The sequence below is a fragment of the Acinetobacter pittii genome, assembly GCF_022449185.1.
Taxonomy (GTDB): domain Bacteria; phylum Pseudomonadota; class Gammaproteobacteria; order Pseudomonadales; family Moraxellaceae; genus Acinetobacter; species Acinetobacter pittii_I.
Genome location: NZ_JAKUKO010000001.1, coordinates 481,786 through 500,304, shown reverse-complemented (window position 1 = coordinate 500,304; position 18,519 = coordinate 481,786). Strand labels below are relative to the sequence as shown.

18 protein-coding genes are annotated in these 18,519 nt (G+C 39.0%); 13 read left to right on the top strand and 5 right to left on the bottom strand.

Annotation, left to right across the window (positions count from 1 at the left end):
• Positions 1 to 22: 22 nt before the first annotated feature.
• Positions 23 to 859, bottom strand: a complete 837-nt coding sequence (gene ppsR, locus MKX14_RS02340; RefSeq protein WP_016145814.1) for a posphoenolpyruvate synthetase regulatory kinase/phosphorylase PpsR — start codon at positions 857 to 859, stop codon at positions 23 to 25.
• A 147-nt stretch (positions 860 to 1,006) separates the two neighbouring features.
• Here ppsR and ppsA point away from each other — a divergent pair, with 147 nt between their 5' ends.
• The 12 genes from ppsA to alr all read left to right on the top strand — a co-directional run bounded on the left by ppsA (position 1,007) and on the right by alr (position 13,426).
• Entirely contained in the window at positions 1,007 to 3,394 is a 2,388-nt protein-coding gene (gene ppsA, locus MKX14_RS02335; protein WP_005803576.1) for a phosphoenolpyruvate synthase, read from the top strand.
• Positions 3,395 to 3,458: 64 nt separating this feature from the next.
• Positions 3,459 to 4,214, top strand: a complete 756-nt coding sequence (locus MKX14_RS02330) for an RDD family protein (protein ID WP_002119677.1) — start codon at positions 3,459 to 3,461, stop codon at positions 4,212 to 4,214.
• A gap of 316 nt (positions 4,215 to 4,530) precedes the next feature.
• The gene (cyoA, locus tag MKX14_RS02325; protein WP_046811959.1) at positions 4,531 to 5,583 is read left to right on the top strand and encodes a ubiquinol oxidase subunit II; all 1,053 of its coding nucleotides are present in this window, start codon (positions 4,531 to 4,533) and stop codon (positions 5,581 to 5,583) included.
• Between the two features lie 3 nt (positions 5,584 to 5,586).
• Complete coding sequence (cyoB, locus tag MKX14_RS02320; RefSeq protein WP_046811958.1) at positions 5,587 to 7,578, top strand: cytochrome o ubiquinol oxidase subunit I; 1,992 nt, start codon at positions 5,587 to 5,589, stop codon at positions 7,576 to 7,578.
• Between the two features lie 4 nt (positions 7,579 to 7,582).
• Positions 7,583 to 8,203 (top strand): cytochrome o ubiquinol oxidase subunit III, encoded by a 621-nt coding sequence (gene cyoC, locus MKX14_RS02315; RefSeq protein WP_002119759.1) that lies wholly within the window; start codon positions 7,583 to 7,585, stop codon positions 8,201 to 8,203.
• Positions 8,203 to 8,532, top strand: coding sequence for a cytochrome o ubiquinol oxidase subunit IV (cyoD, locus tag MKX14_RS02310; RefSeq protein WP_000094534.1), 330 nt, complete (start codon positions 8,203 to 8,205; stop codon positions 8,530 to 8,532). Before cyoC ends, cyoD begins: the two co-directional genes overlap by 1 nt.
• Before the next feature lie 10 nt (positions 8,533 to 8,542).
• Complete coding sequence (gene cyoE, locus MKX14_RS02305; protein WP_046811957.1) at positions 8,543 to 9,421, top strand: heme o synthase; 879 nt, start codon at positions 8,543 to 8,545, stop codon at positions 9,419 to 9,421.
• A gap of 182 nt (positions 9,422 to 9,603) precedes the next feature.
• Positions 9,604 to 9,987: a 30S ribosomal protein S6 gene (gene rpsF, locus MKX14_RS02300; RefSeq protein ID WP_002119610.1), complete on the top strand. Its 384-nt coding sequence runs from the start codon at positions 9,604 to 9,606 to the stop codon at positions 9,985 to 9,987.
• Positions 9,988 to 9,998: 11 nt separating this feature from the next.
• On the top strand, positions 9,999 to 10,226 hold the full coding sequence (rpsR, locus tag MKX14_RS02295) for a 30S ribosomal protein S18 (RefSeq protein WP_000090661.1): 228 nt from the start codon (positions 9,999 to 10,001) through the stop codon (positions 10,224 to 10,226).
• Positions 10,227 to 10,234: 8 nt separating this feature from the next.
• Positions 10,235 to 10,681: a 50S ribosomal protein L9 gene (rplI, locus tag MKX14_RS02290; RefSeq protein WP_000382591.1), complete on the top strand. Its 447-nt coding sequence runs from the start codon at positions 10,235 to 10,237 to the stop codon at positions 10,679 to 10,681.
• A 197-nt stretch (positions 10,682 to 10,878) separates the two neighbouring features.
• A complete protein-coding gene (gene dnaB, locus MKX14_RS02285; RefSeq protein WP_002119718.1) occupies positions 10,879 to 12,324 on the top strand; it encodes a replicative DNA helicase in 1,446 nt (481 codons plus the stop codon).
• Between the two features lie 31 nt (positions 12,325 to 12,355).
• Positions 12,356 to 13,426, top strand: coding sequence for an alanine racemase (gene alr, locus MKX14_RS02280; protein ID WP_240281647.1), 1,071 nt, complete (start codon positions 12,356 to 12,358; stop codon positions 13,424 to 13,426).
• 61 nt (positions 13,427 to 13,487) lie between these two features.
• Here the strand turns inward: alr and MKX14_RS02275 are convergent, their stop codons facing one another.
• The 4 genes from MKX14_RS02275 to MKX14_RS02260 are packed head-to-tail and all read right to left on the bottom strand — an operon-like array spanning position 13,488 to position 17,190.
• Entirely contained in the window at positions 13,488 to 14,222 is a 735-nt protein-coding gene (locus tag MKX14_RS02275) for a proteasome-type protease (RefSeq protein ID WP_174755899.1), read from the bottom strand.
• A 16-nt stretch (positions 14,223 to 14,238) separates the two neighbouring features.
• Positions 14,239 to 15,018, bottom strand: a complete 780-nt coding sequence (locus MKX14_RS02270) for a transglutaminase family protein (RefSeq protein ID WP_046811955.1) — start codon at positions 15,016 to 15,018, stop codon at positions 14,239 to 14,241.
• A gap of 2 nt (positions 15,019 to 15,020) precedes the next feature.
• Positions 15,021 to 15,617: an alpha-E domain-containing protein gene (locus MKX14_RS02265; RefSeq protein ID WP_174755898.1), complete on the bottom strand. Its 597-nt coding sequence runs from the start codon at positions 15,615 to 15,617 to the stop codon at positions 15,021 to 15,023.
• 22 nt (positions 15,618 to 15,639) lie between these two features.
• Positions 15,640 to 17,190 carry a circularly permuted type 2 ATP-grasp protein gene (locus tag MKX14_RS02260; protein WP_174755897.1) on the bottom strand — a complete coding sequence of 517 codons (1,551 nt, stop codon included), beginning with the start codon at positions 17,188 to 17,190 and terminating at the stop codon, positions 15,640 to 15,642.
• Positions 17,191 to 17,415: 225 nt separating this feature from the next.
• On the opposite strand from MKX14_RS02260, the gene MKX14_RS02255 reads away from it, so the two are divergent.
• Entirely contained in the window at positions 17,416 to 18,423 is a 1,008-nt protein-coding gene (locus MKX14_RS02255) for a helix-turn-helix transcriptional regulator (protein ID WP_214285053.1), read from the top strand.
• Positions 18,424 to 18,519: the final 96 nt, after the last annotated feature.

Below are 18,519 nucleotides of genomic sequence, written 5' to 3'. Positions count from 1 at the left end.
TAAAAATAAACGTTTGATTAAATTAACCAATACGACGTTTTAATCCCGTCATTTGTAAAATACGAGTTGAAATCTCTTCAATCGACATTTCGGTTACGTTTAAATATTTAATGCCTTCTGAAATATAAATCCCTTCAATTGCTCTTAGCTCCATTTGGCATTGGCTAAAACTTGCATAACGGCTATTCGCTTTACGTTCACTACGAATTGCGACCAAACGCTCAGCATCAATCATCAAACCAAATAATTTATTACGATGAGCTCTTAATACTGCTGGTAAACGGTTATCATCTAAATCTTCTTCAGTTAATGGGTAGTTCGCAACACGAATACCGAATTGAAGAGATAAGTAAATAGAAGTCGGTGTTTTACCCGAACGGGAAACTCCAATTAAGATTAAATCCGCTTTGTCATAATGACGAGTACGTGCCCCATCATCATTATCAAGCGCAAAATGAACAGCATCGATACGGGCTTTATAATATTCAGAATCGGTTACCGCATGAGTCTGCCCAACCAATGTTGTTGGCGGTGTTCCAAGCTCTTGTTCAAGTTTACTAATTAAACCTTCAAACACATCCAGATTAACCGCTTTAGCCGTATTAATAATCTCTCGCACATGCGGATCGACTAAAGTATCAAATACTAAAGGTAGGCAACCGTCTTTGGTTTGGCATCGATTAATCTCAACCACCACATCCATTGCCGCCTCTTCAGTTGTAATATACGGCATGATGTGAATATCAAAATCTACATTGGGGAATTGTGCTAATAACGAATGTCCAAGAGTCTCGGCAGTAATTGCAGTTCCATCAGAAATAAAAAAAACACTCCGCTTAAATTGTTTACTTTCTGACATTAAAATTCTCCTTAAACATTTGTCTTAGTGCTATATAATCTTTATAGTAAACTGATCTTACATGACTGTCGCTTAGTATAATTCTCAACTAAGCACTTTATTTTTTTAATTTCATGCCAAGATAGACATTAATACTGCAAAAGTGGAGTGAAAACTTTGGAAGCGCGCGTAATCGGTCTAGAAAAATTAGGGAAACACGATGTCGAACTCGTAGGTGGGAAAAACTCATCTTTGGGTGAAATGATCAGCCATTTATCAAATGCTGGTGTATCGGTACCTGGTGGTTTTGCAACTACTGCTGCTGCCTATCGTGAGTTCTTAGACCAAAGTGGTCTTAACGCTCGAATTCAAGCAGAACTTGCTCAACTCAACGTCGATGACGTAAATGCTCTTGCAGAAACAGGCGCAAAAATTCGTCAATGGATTGTAGAGACTCCACTCACTGCAACCTTAGAACAAGAAATTCGCGCCGCTTTTACAGCACTTTCTAACGGCAACCCTGATATCGCGGTTGCCGTTCGTTCATCTGCAACTGCTGAAGATTTACCAGATGCTTCTTTCGCGGGTCAACAAGAAACTTTCTTGAATATTCGCGGTATTGATAACGTACTTATTGCGATTAAAGAAGTGTTTGCTTCTTTATATAATGACCGTGCAATTTCTTACCGTGTGCATCAAGGTTTTGATCATGACATCGTTGCACTTTCAGCGGGTGTTCAGCGTATGGTTCGTTCTGAAACTGGCGCTGCGGGTGTAATGTTTACACTTGATACAGAATCTGGTTTCCGTGATGTTGTATTTATCACTGCATCTTACGGTTTAGGTGAAATGGTTGTACAAGGTGCCGTTAACCCAGATGAGTTTTACTTATCTAAACCATTATTAAATGCAGGAAGACATTCTGTTTTACGTCGCAACCTTGGCTCTAAACACCAAAAAATGATTTATGGTGAAGAAGGTTCTGCGGGTAAATCTGTTGTTGTTGTTGATGTTGAAAAACAAGACCGTCAACAATTCGCTTTAAATGACCATGAGTTACAAGAGTTAGCTAAACAAGCGCTTATCATTGAGCAGCATTACGGTGCTCCAATGGATATCGAATGGGCAAAAGACGGTGATGACGGTCAAATTTATATTGTTCAAGCTCGCCCTGAAACTGTAAAAAGCCGCCAAAATGTAGGCACTATGGAACGCTACCTTCTCAAACAAAGAGGTACTGTTCTTTGTGAAGGTCGTTCAATTGGTCAACGTATTGGTTCTGGTAAAGTCCGTATCGTTAACTCAATTAAAGAAATGGACAAAGTTCAAGAAGGCGACGTTCTTGTATCAGATATGACCGATCCTGACTGGGAACCGGTAATGAAACGTGCTGCTGCAATTATCACTAACCGTGGTGGTCGTACATGTCACGCAGCAATTATTGCACGTGAGCTTGGTGTACCAGCGATTGTAGGTTGTGGTAACGCAACAGAAGTATTAACTGACGGACAAGAAGTAACTGTTTCTTGTGCTGAAGGTGATACAGGTTTCATTTACGAAGGTGCTTTAGATTTCGAAGTTCAACGCAACTCAATTGAATCTATGCCTAAGCTTTCGTTCAAAATTATGATGAACGTAGGTAACCCTGACCGTGCATTTGACTTTGCTCAAATTCCAAACGAAGGTATTGGCCTTGCTCGTCTTGAGTTCATCATTAACCGTATGATCGGTGTGCATCCTAAAGCCCTACTTAACATTGACAGCCTACCTCGTGAAACTCGTGCTGCGGTTTTAACTCGTACAGCGGGTTATGCTTCACCTGTAGATTTCTATGTTGAAAAATTGGTTGAAGGTATTGCGACTCTTGCTGCTGCATTTGGAGACAAGCCAGTGATCGTTCGTATGTCTGACTTCAAGTCAAACGAATACGCAAACTTAATTGGTGGTAAGTTATACGAGCCTGAAGAAGAAAACCCGATGCTGGGTTTCCGTGGTGCAAGCCGTTATGTATCTGATAACTTCCGTGATTGTTTCGAATTAGAATGTCGCGCACTTAAGAAAGTTCGTGATGAAATGGGTCTCACCAATATTCAAATCATGATTCCTTTTGTACGTACAGTATCTGAAGCGAAACGCGTTATTGAATTACTGGCACAAAATGGTTTGAAACGTGGTGAGAACGGCTTAAAAGTAATCATGATGTGTGAATTACCAACTAACGCTCTGTTAGCTGAGCAATTCTTAGAGCACTTCGATGGTTTCTCTATTGGTTCTAATGACTTAACACAGTTAACGTTAGGTCTTGACCGTGACTCAGGTATTGTTTCACACTTATTTGATGAACGTGATGCAGCTGTTAAAGCACTTCTTTCAATGGCAATCCATGCCTGCCGTAAAGCAGGTAAATATGTAGGTATCTGTGGTCAGGGTCCTTCAGACCATCCAGATCTTGCAAAATGGTTAATGGAACAAGGTATTGAATCTGTCTCTCTTAACCCAGACTCAGTGTTAGATACATGGTTCTTCCTTGCTGAAGAAAAAATCAAGCAAATCTAATATGTTATAAAAAAAGGCCCATCCGTGGGTCTTTTTTCATCTTTAGAATAGAGAATTTTTATTTATGCAAATTTACTTGGCACGTAATAATCAACAAGCTGGGCCTTATACTTTAGAACAAGTAAATCAAATGTTGGCTAGTCAACAAATTTTGTTAACTGATTTAGCTTGGCATGAAGGCATGACAGAATGGAAAGCTTTAGGAGAATTAACCCAAGGTAAACTTGTATATCAACCTATCGGTTATTCTGTACCTACAATAAATACGAATACATCAACTAATGAAACAATTCGTCAAATTCGTGTAGAACCTAAAGTTCATGAACTTGCATCTATTCCAGCTCGGGCTTTAGCAAAAATTATTGATTTATTGCTTTGGTTACCAATCGCTGCAATTCCTTCTTTTTTCTTTAATGAAGCTCAATATAAGCAATTATTCGAGCTACAAAAACAGATGCAATCTGCCGAAGTCGCATCGACTAAAGCTGCCGAATTGCAACAGCAACTTTTTACTTTAATTCCAATAGAAGCTTGGCATTCAATGCTTCTTTACGTCGTAATTATGCTTGCAATTCAAGCTGTTCTTTTGACAAAGTTTGGTCAGAGTATAGGCAAGAAAATCGTTGGAATTAAAATTGTAGATGCTGAGGACAATAGCAAGGTTAATTTAACTCGTATCTTCTTATTAAGAAGTATTGTTTTTATCATATTAAACTTACTGTTTATGCCGATCAGTACAATTATTGACTACGCTTTTGCATTAGGACAAAAGCGACAAGCTTTACATGACAAAATTGCAAGAACAAAAGTGATCAAATGATAGTGAATGACTCATTGATTTAATGTCTAAAAAAAGAGGAGGCACCCCGCCTCCTTTTTTCTATAGTGAGTTGATATTTAAATAAAAGCTCTTTTGAAATTAGATACCCTACAAAAAAAATCGGGTTTTAAAACAATTATTTCAGCCTACTTTATGTATAGCTTAGTTTGTCGATATGAGGCATAATGCCCTACAACGTAGCGGTGTCATATAATTGAGAAGTCTAAATTTAAGGATTAGCGTTCTCAATCATGCGACACTTTAATCGCTATCCCATATTTAATTAGGGAATGGGACTCTTCACCGAGGTTGTAAAATGAGACAAACGATTTTAGCTGTATTGTCTTTATCAACGCTTGCCGCACTTTTGACTGGGTGTGGTGGTGATATGGTACTTCTAAACTCTAAAGGTCCAGTTGGTCAAGGTCAAAGTGACCTTATGATGACTGCGATCTATTTAATGTTACTTGTGGTGATTCCTTCAATCATCATGGCATTATGGTTTGGTTGGAAATATCGCGCGTCAAATAAAGATGCAGACTATAAACCTACATGGGCACACTCAACTGCAATTGAAGTTGTAGTATGGGGTATCCCTGTCATTATTATTGGTATTTTAGCTTGGTTAACTTGGTGGGGTTCCCACAAGTATGACCCATACCGTCCTTTAGAATCAGATAAAGCACCTTTAACTATTCAAGTTATTGCTGAACAGTTTAAGTGGATCTTTATTTATCCTGAACAAAACATTGCAACAGTTAACGAAGTACGTTTCCCTGAAAAAACTCCGTTAAGCTTTAAAATCACTTCTAACTTTACAATGAACTCATTCTTCATTCCACAGTTAGGCGGCCAGATTTATGCAATGGCAGGTATGCAAACTCACCTTCATTTGTTAGCAAATGAAACTGGTGTATATCGTGGTTTCTCTTCTAACTACTCTGGTTACGGTTTCTCTCAAATGCGTTTCAAGGCGCATAGTGTTACAGAGCAACAATTCAACGAATGGGTAGCAGCGGTTAAAGCAGGTAATGGTTCAACCATTAACCCAGAAGCAGTTCAAAAAACTACGCTTGACCAAGCTGAATTGGCAACCTTACGTGATGGCGATCGTTCTAAGCACCAAATCGAGCATTTAGTAAATCGTGCTAAAGCTGCTGGTGATCAAGAAGCGCTTGCTAAAGCAGAAGCGATGAAACCGTTCCCGACTAAGCCACACCCTGTGACTTATTACTCTGCAGTTGAACCAAAACTGTTTGAAACAGTTATCAACCATTATATGAGTAACTATCATGGTGTTGACCACTCTGCTGAACATGCAACAGCTGACACTCATGCTGCAGCTGAACACGCTGCTCAAGGGGAATAAGACATGGATATGATTTTTGGTAAACTGGGTTGGGACTCTATCCCGACAGAGCCAATCGTACTTGTCACCATGGTCCTTATGGCAATTGGTGCAATTGCAGTGCTTGGCGGTATCACCTATTTCAAAAAATGGGGATATTTGTGGAATGAGTGGTTTATTACAGTAGACCATAAAAAGATTGGTATCATGTATATCATCGTATCTGTTGTCATGCTTTTGCGTGGTTTCGCCGATGCGATCATGATGCGTTTACAACTTTTCCTCGCTAAAGGCGGCGGCGAAGGTTATTTACATCCTGACCACTACGACCAGATCTTCACCGCACACGGTGTAATCATGATCTTCTTCGTAGCAATGGGTCTCGTTGTAGGTATGATGAACATCTCTGTACCTTTACAGATTGGTGCTCGTGACGTTGCTTTCCCATTATTAAACTCTTTAAGCTTCTGGTTATTCGCTGGTGCTGCTGGTTTAATGATGCTTTCACTTGTATTAGGTGAATTTGCTGCGACTGGTTGGATGGCTTACCCTCCTCTATCTGGCATTCAATATTCTCCTGGTGTAGGTGTTGACTACTATATCTGGGCACTTCAGGTTTCTGGTCTAGGTACACTTTTATCTGGTGTTAACTTCTTCGTTACCATCATTAAAATGCGTGCACCTGGCATGAAATTAATGGACATGCCTATTTTCACGTGGACTTCACTTTGTACGGCTGTATTAATCATTGCATCATTCCCTGTATTAACAGGTACACTTGCAATGCTTACTCTCGACCGTTACTTCGGCTTCCATTTCTTCACAAATGAGCTTGGCGGTAGCCCAATGCTTTATGTGAACTTGATCTGGACATGGGGTCACCCTGAAGTATATATCTTGGTATTACCAGCATTTGGTCTATACTCAGAAATCGTTGCAACCTTCTCTCGTAAAGCGTTGTTCGGTTACAAGTCTATGGTGTATGCAACTATCGCGATTACTGTTCTTGCGTTCGTTGTATGGCTTCACCACTTCTTCACCATGGGTGCTGGTGCGAACGTTAACGCGTTCTTCGGTATCATGACCATGGTTATTGCGATTCCTACTGGTGTGAAAATCTTCTCTTGGTTATTCACCATGTATAAAGGTCGCATCACCTTTACTACTCCAATGTTATGGACGCTTGGCTTCCTTGTAACATTCGGTATCGGTGGTTTAACTGGTGTACTTATGGCTGTTCCACCTGCGGACTTCTTAGTACACAACTCATTATTCTTGATCGCTCACTTCCATAACGTAATTATCGGTGGTGTGGTGTTTGGTATGTTTGCCGGCATCATTTACTACTGGCCAAAAATGTTTGGTTGGAAGCTCAATGAAGCATGGGGTAAAGCTGCGTTCTGGTTCTGGTTCTTTGGTTTCTATTTTGCATTCATGCCACTTTATATCCTTGGTTTCATGGGTATGACTCGTCGTTTGAATACATATGATAACCCAGAGTGGGACCCATACCTTGCGATTGCATTATTTGGTGCTGTTCTTGTTGCTATTGGTATTGCATGTTTCTTAATGCAAATCATCGTTGGTTTCTTACAGCGCAAAGACAACATGGACCTTACAGGCGATCCATGGGATGCTCGTACGCTTGAGTGGGCAACTTCTTCCCCTGCTCCATTCTATAACTTTGCACATGAACCAGATGCAAGCGGTGTTGACCGTTTCTGGACTGACAAAGAAAATGGTGTAGCATACGCACGTAATACTAAATATGAAGACATCCACATGCCGACTGATCGTGCTGCTGGTTTTGTCATTGCAATGTTCATTACACTTCTTGGCTTTGCACTCATCTGGCATATTTGGTGGCTCGTTGTTGTTTCATTCGTTGCAGCTGTTGTTAGCTTGATCGTAAGCTCATTCACTAAGAATGTTGATTACTACGTTCCTGCTGCTGAAGTTGAGCGTATTGAAAACGAACGCTATGCTTTACTTGAAAAACACTTGAAGAAGGACTAAGGAAATGGCTGAAGTACTTCATCACGACAACCACGGCCATGATGGTCATCATGAACATGATGATACTGATTTAACGGTTTTTGGTTTCTGGACATACTTGATGAGTGACTTGATTCTTTTCGGATCACTCTTCATTGCGTTCGCTGTATTAAGCAGTCATGTTCCAGCAGGCACTCCAAGCGCATATGACCTATTCCATGACTCATTAGGCTTCGTGTTAACTGAAACATTTGCCTTATTGATTTCATCAGTAACCTTTGGTTTTGCTGTACTTGCATCTTATAAAAAGAATGTAAATCAAGTGATCACTTGGTTATTTATTACATTCCTTTTTGGTGCATCGTTCATTGGAATGGAAGTCTATGAATTCCATCACCTTGTACATGAAGGCCACGGTCCAACTCACAGTGCATTCTTATCATCGTTCTTTACTTTGGTTGGTACACACGGTATCCACGTAACTTCTGGTTTAGTGTGGATGCTTGTATTAATGTATCAAATCAAAACTAAAGGTTTGACTTTACCGAATACACGTCGTCTTGCTTGCTTAAGCTTGTTCTGGCACTTCCTTGACATCGTTTGGATCTGTGTATTCAGCGTCGTTTACTTACTGGGAGTTCTCTAATGAGTAGTCATGAGCATAATGCTGCTGGTGCGTCACACGGTAACTTTAAGCAATACACTGTTGGATTTATCCTTTCTGTTATCCTCACCATCATCCCTTTCGGGATGGTGATGGCCGGTGGTTTCAGTCGTGGGCTTTTAGTTACAGTGATTGCAATCACTGCGGTTGCTCAGGTTCTTGTACAACTTGTGTATTTCCTACACATGAATACATCATCTGAACAACGTTGGAATATGATTGCATTCATCTACACAATCCTATGTATCGCCGTACTTTTAATCGGTTCTGTGTGGATTATGAATTACCTTCACTACAATATGATGATCTAAACTGATTGTCATGTTGAGAAAATATCTATTCCTGACTAAACCAGGAATTCTCTTCGGTAATTTCATTACCACCTTGGGCGGCTTTTTCTTAGCCGCCCAAGGCTCTATAGACATCTTATTATTACTTCTCACCCTACTTGGAACAACTTTAGTTGTGGCTTCTGGTTGTGTGGTTAATAATGTTATAGATCAAGATATTGATACAAAGATGCAGCGCACACAAAACCGCGCACTAGTTAAAAAAACAATCTCTCCTACTGTTGCGCTGATATATGCATTAGTGCTTGGAGTAATTGGTTTTAGCATTTTGTGGTTCGGTGTAAATGGTTATGCATTTTTGTTTGCAATGATTGGTTTTATTGTCTATGTCGGTTTTTATAGCTTGTGGACCAAACGTACTTCAATCCATCAAACCGTCATTGGTAGTATCTCCGGAGCGAGCCCTCCTGTTATTGGTTATACAGCAGTAACTCATCAATTTGATGTGGCAGCCTTGCTTTTGTTTTTAGCATACGCTTTATGGCAAATGCCTCACTCTTGGGCAATTGCAATTTATCGTTTTGATGATTACAAAAATGCGGGAATTCCAATTTTGCCTGTAGCACGTTCTATTTACCGTACGAAAATTGAATGTGTAATCTATATCCTATTATTTGCAGCTGTTTTGAATGGGTTATATTGTTTTGGCTATACCAATATATTCTTTTTAATTACCTTTAATGCTTTGACTGCATATTGGTTATATTTATCAGTTATTGGATTTAAAGCCGAAAATGATCAATTGTGGGCTAAACGTTTTTTCCTGTACTCGGTCATATTAATTACCCTGTTAAGTTTGAGCTTTAGCTTTACCTATCAATCCCCTGCTCCAAATCTTCCTCTCTTTTAAACAAGAGAGGATTTCCTCTTTATAGTAAAGAAGTTTTACTTTTCTAATCAAAAGATTTGTTTTTAGTCGAACTTTTACCTATAATTCAGCCTTCGCAAATTTTGCGACATAACTTATTAAGTTATGACTCCTTGCTTCTAATTTTTTTTATTAGGGGCTGTTTAAACCGTAAGGAGCTGACAATGCGTCATTACGAAATCGTACTTTTGGTACACCCAGACCAAAGCGATCAAGTTGTAGGTATGGTTGAACGCTATATCTCTCAGATCAAAGAAGCTGAAGGTCAAATTCACCGTTTAGAAGATTGGGGCCGTCGTCAATTGGCTTACCCAATTAACAAAATTCACAAAGCGCACTACATTCTTATGAATGTTGAATGTGGTCAAACTACGCTTGATGAGTTAGAAGAATTATTCCGTTATAACGACGCGATCATTCGTAACCTTATCATCCGTCGTGAACACGCAATCACTGAAGAGTCATTGCTTGCTAAGAGTGCTGAAGAAAAGCGTGCGCGTAAAGCTCAACGCGAAGAAGCACAGCAAGTTGCTCAAGAAGCTGAATAAGGAGAACATCAATGGCACGTTTTTACCGTCGTCGCAAGTTCTGCCGCTTTACAGCTGAGAATGTTGCGTACATCGACTACAAAGATATCGACACTTTAAAACAGTACATCACTGAAAACGGCAAGATTGTTCCTAGCCGTATCACTGGTACTAAAGCTCGTTATCAACGTCAATTAGCACTTGCTATCAAACAAGCTCGCTATTTGTCTTTGATTCCGTACACTGACAACCATAAGTGAGGTGATCTGTGGACGTTATCTTATTACAACGCATTAAGAACCTTGGTAAATTAGGCGATAAAGTATCAGTTAAAGCTGGTTACGGCCGTAACTTCCTTATCCCTCAAGGTAAAGCAGTTGCAGCTACTGAAGCTAACACTGCTGCTTTTGAAGCTCGTCGTGCTGAACTTGAGAAGCAAGAAGCTGAAGTTTTAGCTGCTGCTCAAGCACGTGCTGAACAATTGAATGAAGTTAACATCGTTATCACTGCTAAAGCTGGTGACGAAGGTAAACTCTTCGGTTCTATCGGTACTCGTGACATCGCTGACGCATTAACGAATGCTGGTCTTACAGTTGACCGTGCAGAAGTTCGTTTACCAAATGGCGCGCTTCGTCACACTGGTGAATTCAACATCGCAATCCAATTGCACCATGATGTTGTTGCAGAAGTTCTCGTTACTATCGTATCTGAGTAATTTCTCATCAAAAAAAGAGCATGCTTTTGCATGCTCTTTTTTTATGTTTCAAATTTTAAAATAAGATATATTAATTCCTGATCAGTTCTTCAGTTTAATTGGTTTTTTAATTAGGTAGTTTATTTAATTTTGTTTTAAGATAGTTCTCGGCTTTATAGCCTCCTTGTGTACACCTTTCTTTATCATCAGGTCTAATTATGTCTCAGGCGAATGCCACTTCTTTAGCGCTTTCATCTCCAACAGAAAATAAAACGAGTGAATCAGGCCAACTTAAAGAGTTTCGCACTCCCCCACACAATTTAGCTATTGAACAAGCTGTTTTAGCAGCCCTGATGACAGTTGCCGAATCTTTCGAACAAGTTAATGATGTACTCAAAGAAAATGATTTTTACGCGACTCGTCATAAATATATTTTTCGTGCAATCGAGAAATTAGCACAAGAAAACTCACCTTATGATGCTGTCTTAGTAAGTGACTGGCTCTTAAAACAAAATTTACTTGATGCTATCGGTGGCGAAGAATATTTAATGCAGCTCATGGCTGACTCACCTTCAAGTTTCTATAACTTAGAAACTTATGCCACTAAAATTAAAGAATTTTCTACGCTTCGTAGCATGATTAAAGTTAGTACTGAAATTTTACAAAATGCTTATGACACGAAAGGCCGCGGTGTTAGTGAAATTTTAGACTTAGCTGAAACAAGTATTTTCTCATTAGCAGAACAGCACAATAACAATAAAAAAGATGCTGGTCCTAAATCTATTAGTTCTGTTACCGCAGACGTAATTAGTAAGCTTGATGAGCTTTCAAAATTAGATGGCAATATTACAGGTTTAACGACTGGCTTCTTAGAACTTGATAACAAAACATCTGGTATGCAACCTGGTGACTTAATTATTGTTGCTGCACGTCCCTCCATGGGTAAAACTACTTTTGCCATGAATCTGGTTGAGAGTGTTTTGCAATATAACAAGTTACCTGCTCTGGTCTTTTCAATGGAGATGCCAGCAGACTCGATTGCGATGCGTCTTATTTCCGCAATGGGTAAAGTCCATCAAGGACATTTACGCTCTGGTAACCTCGATGCAGATGAATGGACCAAGGTGACTGGCACAATTTTGCAGCTTCAACAAATGCATTTGTATATTGATGACTCATCTGCTCTACCTCCAACCGAACTTCGTGCCCGTGCTCGTCGTGTTGCCAAAATGCATGATGGTAAAATCGGTTGTATCATGGTCGATTACTTACAGCTCATGAAAGTCCCAGGCATGGGTGATAACCGTGTAGGCGAGATTTCAGAAATTTCGCGTAGTTTAAAAGCGTTAGCGAAAGAAATGCAATGCCCTGTTATCGCACTTTCTCAGCTTAACCGAAGTCTGGAAAACCGTCCAAATAAACGCCCTGTAATGTCCGACTTACGTGAATCCGGTGCGATTGAGCAGGATGCCGACTTAATTATGTTTATTTACCGTGATGAGGTTTATAACAAAGAATCAAAAGAAGCCGGCACTGCAGAAATTATTATTGGTAAGCAGCGTAACGGTCCAATTGGTTCAGTTCGTCTTGCTTTTGAAGGTCAATATACTCGATTTAGTAATCTCTCTCCTGAGTATTACAGCCAATATGATGATGAAGAATAAGCTCTATCTCTACCCAAAGGAGTAAATAAGGGTGCGCCAAGCAACAGTTTATATTGACCGCAATGCAATTCAATATAACTTAAACCGTGTCAAACAACTCGCAACAAATTCAAAAATTGTAAGTATGGTAAAAGCCAATGCTTATGGACATGGAATCAAAGACTGTTTAGCAGCCTTAAATGCATCAGATGCCTTTGGTGTCGCCTGCCTACAAGAAGGTTTAGAAATTCGTGAACTCGGATTTCAGCAGCCTGTTACTTTAATTGAAGGGGTATTTTCTGAAGATGAAATGCCAATTGCAATTAAACAAAAATTTGAATGTGTCATTCACCATCAACAACAGTTTGAATGGTTAATTAAACACAAACAAGCATATATCAGCCAAGGTTTAAAAGTCTGGATTAAACTTAACAGCGGGATGAATCGGTTAGGTTTTAAAACCCCAGAAATTATTGAAGTTATTAAAACTTTAAAATCTGAAGGATTTATTTGTGTACTTGCGATGCATTTCGCAAATGCAGATGTAGACCATCCACTTAATGAGCAACAAAAACAACAATTTCTACAAGTTAAACAAGCTTGTGATCCAGTTTTAGCTTCTTGCTGTAACTCTGCTGCTATTTATAAATGGCCAGAGTTACATTTTGACTATGTTCGTCCGGGTATCATGCTTTACGGCGCCTCGCCTTTTGCAGATCAAACAGTTCATGATCTTGACTTAAAACCAGTGATGACTTTTTCAGCAGAAGTGATTGCACTCAATCATATTCAAACTAATGAACATGTCGGTTATGGCTCTACTTTCTGTGCCACGCAAGCAATGGATATCGCGATTGTTTCTATAGGTTACGGTGATGGTTATCCACGGGCTTATATTAAACCAAATTATGTCGCTATCGATAAACAGCTCTGTGCGGTTGTAGGACGAGTAAGCATGGATATGATTGCAATCGACGTGACAGGCATGCAAGTAAAATTAGGCACTCCAGTTGAACTCTGGGGTCCACATCGCTTAGTTGATGATGTTGCGGATGCAAATGGAACGATAGGATATGAATTACTCTGTCGATTAAGCAATCGCCCCACTCGTAAAAGCACTTAAATAATAAAATATAAAAAAAATCCAAGCATGCTTGGATTTTTTTTATTTAAACATTCAAAATTTATCGCCAGTAATCATCTGTAGGCTTTGGCATTTCCTGTAATCCCCGACGAAGAGTATCTGACCATTGTTTACTAATCTGTGAGAAATAAGGATCATCTTCGGTTATTCGTTTTCCCATGGGGATAACAAAGCTATCTTTAATGTAGACCAATGCATCAAGTGGTAAGCCAACAGAAACATTTGAACGCAAAGTCGAATCAAAAGAAATCAGGCTACAACGTATTGCATCGTCTAATGGCATTGCATAATATAAAGCTCGATCCAGAATAGGCTTTCCATATTTACTTTCACCTATTTGAAAATAAGGTGTATCTGTAGTTGCGCAAATGAAATTGCCTTGTGGATAAACATTATAAAGTTGCATGTCACCACCCTTAATCTGCCCACCCACCAAAATACTACAGGCATAATTCATTTGTTCTTGGGTGTCCGAACTAATATCCTCTAAAACAGTTTTTAAGGTTTTACCAATTAGTTCAGCCGCCTCAAACATCGTATTAACACTATATAAATTAGGCTCTTGCTGCAAAGTCAGGGCATTTTGTAAATGACCTATAACAGCTTGCGTTGTTGCTAAGTTACCTGCAGTTTGCAAGGCAATAAAACGTTCTCCGGTAATGCCGAAAGTATGCAGTTTTCGGAACACAGAAATATGGTCAACTCCTGCATTGGTTCTTGTGTCACTAATAAACACCAAACCTTGTTCCAATCTTAACGCACAACAATAGGTCATTTCATTCTCTTTACATTCAACATGCCAACACTTGAACCACAGACATCATGTTCTCAACTCCACCTTGCTCTCTTACGCCACGAATAGGTGCCACATCGAGATAGTCACGTCCTACTGCAAGGTAAATGTGATGCTTGGGTGTAAACAACTGATTGCTTACATCAAAACAATACCACTGATTTTCTAAAAATACCTCCGCCCAAGCGTGACTGGCCAGGTGCGGATAGTTTTGATCAAATAGATAACCAGAGACATAACGTGCAGGTAATTGTAGCGCACGACACATCGCAATTAAAATATGAGCATGATCTTGGCATACACCTTGACCTGCATGAAATGCTTCGATCGCAGTTGTCTGAACCGAAGTACTTTCAGGCTGATAAAGTATTTTTTGCAAGATATATTCGCTTAATAAAGCAATATGCTGTCGATCCTTAACCACTACAATATTTTTGGCAAAGTCCAACATTTCCGAATCACATCGAGTTGCACCTGTCATCTGCAAAAACAAATTTGTAGGTGTAGAGAGATCTACACAACCTAGTTCTACATTTTGAAGCTCAACAATTCCTTGGGCCATAAATGTAAGATGTTGGTATGGATAACGCTGACTAGCCGTCATCCATACATTGTTAAATATATCTCTCTTTATTGTTTTATCACCCGGCACGCTAATTGCCCAATTCATAACATGTTGGTGAGGCGATGTTTGAGGCATCATTTTAATATACTGAATGCTGTTCCGAGCAGTTTCAGTATAGCTATAATGCGTTTGATGATTAACCATCAATTTCATAATCAGCCCTCAAACATATTTTCCAACTGCTGTGTAAAAGTATAGTAAGCGTCCCACGTAAGTTGCTGCTTTAGTGCTTGCCAATTTTCATCTATATTTTCCCAATTCAAATTAGCGAGCTGTTGCACCACAATATTTAGCTCTGATATGAGAACAGATAAATCTTCTCCAAAACGCAGTTCTATATCAAATTGCTCTATTTTTTGGCCTAAATGCAAAAATAAACGAACATCTTCATGTTCCGCTTCTAGTATTTGCGTGCATTGTTCGACTACTTTACTCAATGCATCAGGTTGAGCTTGAAGCCTATTAATCAAATTATTTAATTCTGCATAAGCATGTGATGACAAAATACCTCTTAGTTCCTGAATATTATCTTTAGCAATAATGAGCTGGTTCAGTAATGAAAATGTTTGCTTCTTGTCTAACATATAGTGATTTAGTAATTCAGCATTTTCTATGACCAAACCAAATGCTGCTGCAAATCTTGTTGCTTTCTCATCTTCTATAAAGGGTAAATGAGAGGCTGCAAATTTAACTCGCATCAAATATCGACCCAACCAATATATTTGATGCGCACTCGAATTGAGTAAAACCATAAAGTTCCTCTTTAACCCACAATCAGGAATGTAATGTTTCAACAACCCATGTATCTTTTATACCGCCACCTTGAGACGAATTTACAACTAAAGAACCCGCCTGCATGGCCACACGTGTTAAGCCTCCAGGCACAATCTCTGTACGATAAGGTGAACTCAATACAAATGGACGCAAGTCAATATGACGCTCAGCCACCCCGCCTGTCGTTAAAGTTGGAGCGACAGATAAAGCCAAGGTAGGCTGCGCAATATACATATGTGGCATCGCAATCAATTTTTTTCTAAAGTCATCAATTTCACATGAGCTTGCTTTGGGTCCAATCAACATGCCATATCCGCCCGAACCTTGTGCTTCCTTAACGACTAATTGATCAAGATTAGAAAGTACATAGTCTAAGTGTTCTTCTTTACGGCACTGATAAGTGGGTACATTTTTTAGAATTGGTGTTTCATCCAAATAATATTGAATCATTTGATCTACATAAGGATAGATAGATTTATCATCAGCCACGCCTGTTCCAGGTGCATTTGCAATCACGACATTTTTTTGTAAATAAGCAGACATAAGACCTGCTACGCCTAAAGCACTGTCTGGTCGAAATGCTAAAGGATCTAGAAAGTCATCATCTAAACGGCGGTAAATTACGTCTACTTTTTGACGCCCCCGAATAGTTTTGACAAATACTTGATCATTTTCTACAAATAAATCCCGATTTGTAACCAATGGCACATCCATTTCACGCGCTAGAAAAGCGTGTTCATAATAAGCACTGTTAAAACGCCCTGGTGTTAGCACCACAATAAATGGTTGATCTGCAGAAGAATTTTCTTGCAATATTTCTTTTAAAAGTTTTGGATAATGCTCAATCCCCTGTAAATTATTGGCTGTACATAGCTCAGGCATTAATTTCTGGCTAATATTTCGGCTCTCAATCATATAAGACACCCCAGAAGGTGTTCTCAAATTATCTTCTAATACAAAAAACTCCCCTTCACCATCACGGATAATATCGATCCCACTAATTTGTGAATAAATTTTTCCTTTTAAAGAATGTTTAAGCATATGGGGCTGGAAAGCATCATTTCCCATAATTTGTTCTTCGGGAATGATTTGTTCTTTTAAAATATGTTGTCCATGATAAATATCATCTAGGAAATAATTTAATGCTTTAACACGCTGTGCACAGCCTGAGGTAATTTTTTCCCATTGTTTTTTCTCGATTACTCTTGGAATTAAATCAAAAGGAATAGTGCGCTCCGTTCCTTCTTTATCACCATAAACATTAAAAGTAATCCCATGATAAAGAAAATGCTGTTTTGCTTGGGTATTTAGCTCCTTTAGCTCATCTAAAGTACGGATGCTCAACCATTGTTCAATTTTTTTAGAAGCTGCACCATTTGACGTTACATCATCAAGCATCTCATTAAAGAACTGTGATTTGAGTTGCTCAAAGAGATTAGTTTGCACAGAAATATGTTCTAAAAAAGAGGTTGGGTCAATGAGTGCCGTTGTTGTCTGCTCTTGTATAAAAAAATCATTATCAATATGTAATTCGTGCTCTTGTTCTGACATAACCACCTCGTCTTATCATTTATCTATATTTCATTTTTAAATAAGCAATTTCAGTGCCACTTATATATCTATAGTACTTTTACGGCATTATTGTTCTAACTTTCTTCTAAATATTAACATCGTTTGCCCAACGGGCTATAAACCGAATCTGACAAACTTGCTAAATCTGTAAAGATTTTTTATTGTGTTGACACCAAAGCAATTGGATATAGATGTATTACGCTTATGTCTGTAATAGAAAAAGAAACTTCGAATAGTTTATATCGCCAATGGCAGATCTTGTCTCGCCTACCGACCGGTAAATGGATCGGAACTCGAGAATTGCAAGAAATGCTTGAGCGTGAAGGTATTGAAATTAGTTTAAGGACAATTCAGCGTGATTTAAATCAAATTGCTCAGCGTTTTCCAATAGAGAGCAATAAAGCCGTACCTCAAGGCTGGCGGTGGCAATCCGATGCACCTATTCAAAGCTTACCTCACATGACAAGCTCTCAAGCGGTAACCTTTATGATGGTTGAGGAGCACCTTAAACACCTCCTTCCTCCGAGCCTGCTTGATGAGATGGGACCATGGTTCGATTTGGCCAAACGTAGCCTCTCTACACAAAATAATGTGAGACAGTGGATTAACCGTGTACGTATTGTTCCGGCAAGCCAACCGTTAATTCCGCCTGTAGTTGACCGAAATGCTCAACAAGCAATTTATGAAGGCTTGCTCCAAGACAAGCAAATAGAATGTGTTTATCGGGCACGAGTCAATCAGGGTGAAGACAGAACTTATGTGTTAAATCCTTTGGCTTTGGTACAAAAAGGTGCAGTCATTTATTTAATTTGCACACGACATGACAAAACTGAAGTGCAAACATTTGCTCTGCACCGTTTTAAATCAGCAAAAGTATTAGACAGCCGAGCACTGCACCCAGTTAATTTTGATATTGATCATTATATTGATTCAGGGGCTTTAGGCTTTAGAGTGGACTATAACCAACCAACTGAATCAATTCAGCTCACCTTAACCATGACAGAGCAAACTGCGAAAACCTTTTATGAAAGTCAGTTAAGTAAAGACCAAACGATTACTCCACTTGAAGAAAATATTGTAGAAGTTTCAGCGACTGTACCTTTTACATCTCAACTAGTATGGTGGCTACGTAGTTTTGGTAAGAAATTACTGCATATTGAGCCAGTACAAGTACATAATGCTGTGCGAGAAATTGAAACTGATAGTAAGTAGATATAAAAAAGAGAACCATCAGGTTCTCTTTAGATTTTGAATTATAATTTTCTTAATTTTATATTGTTCTTATATTTTTACTTGTTTTCAGATCAA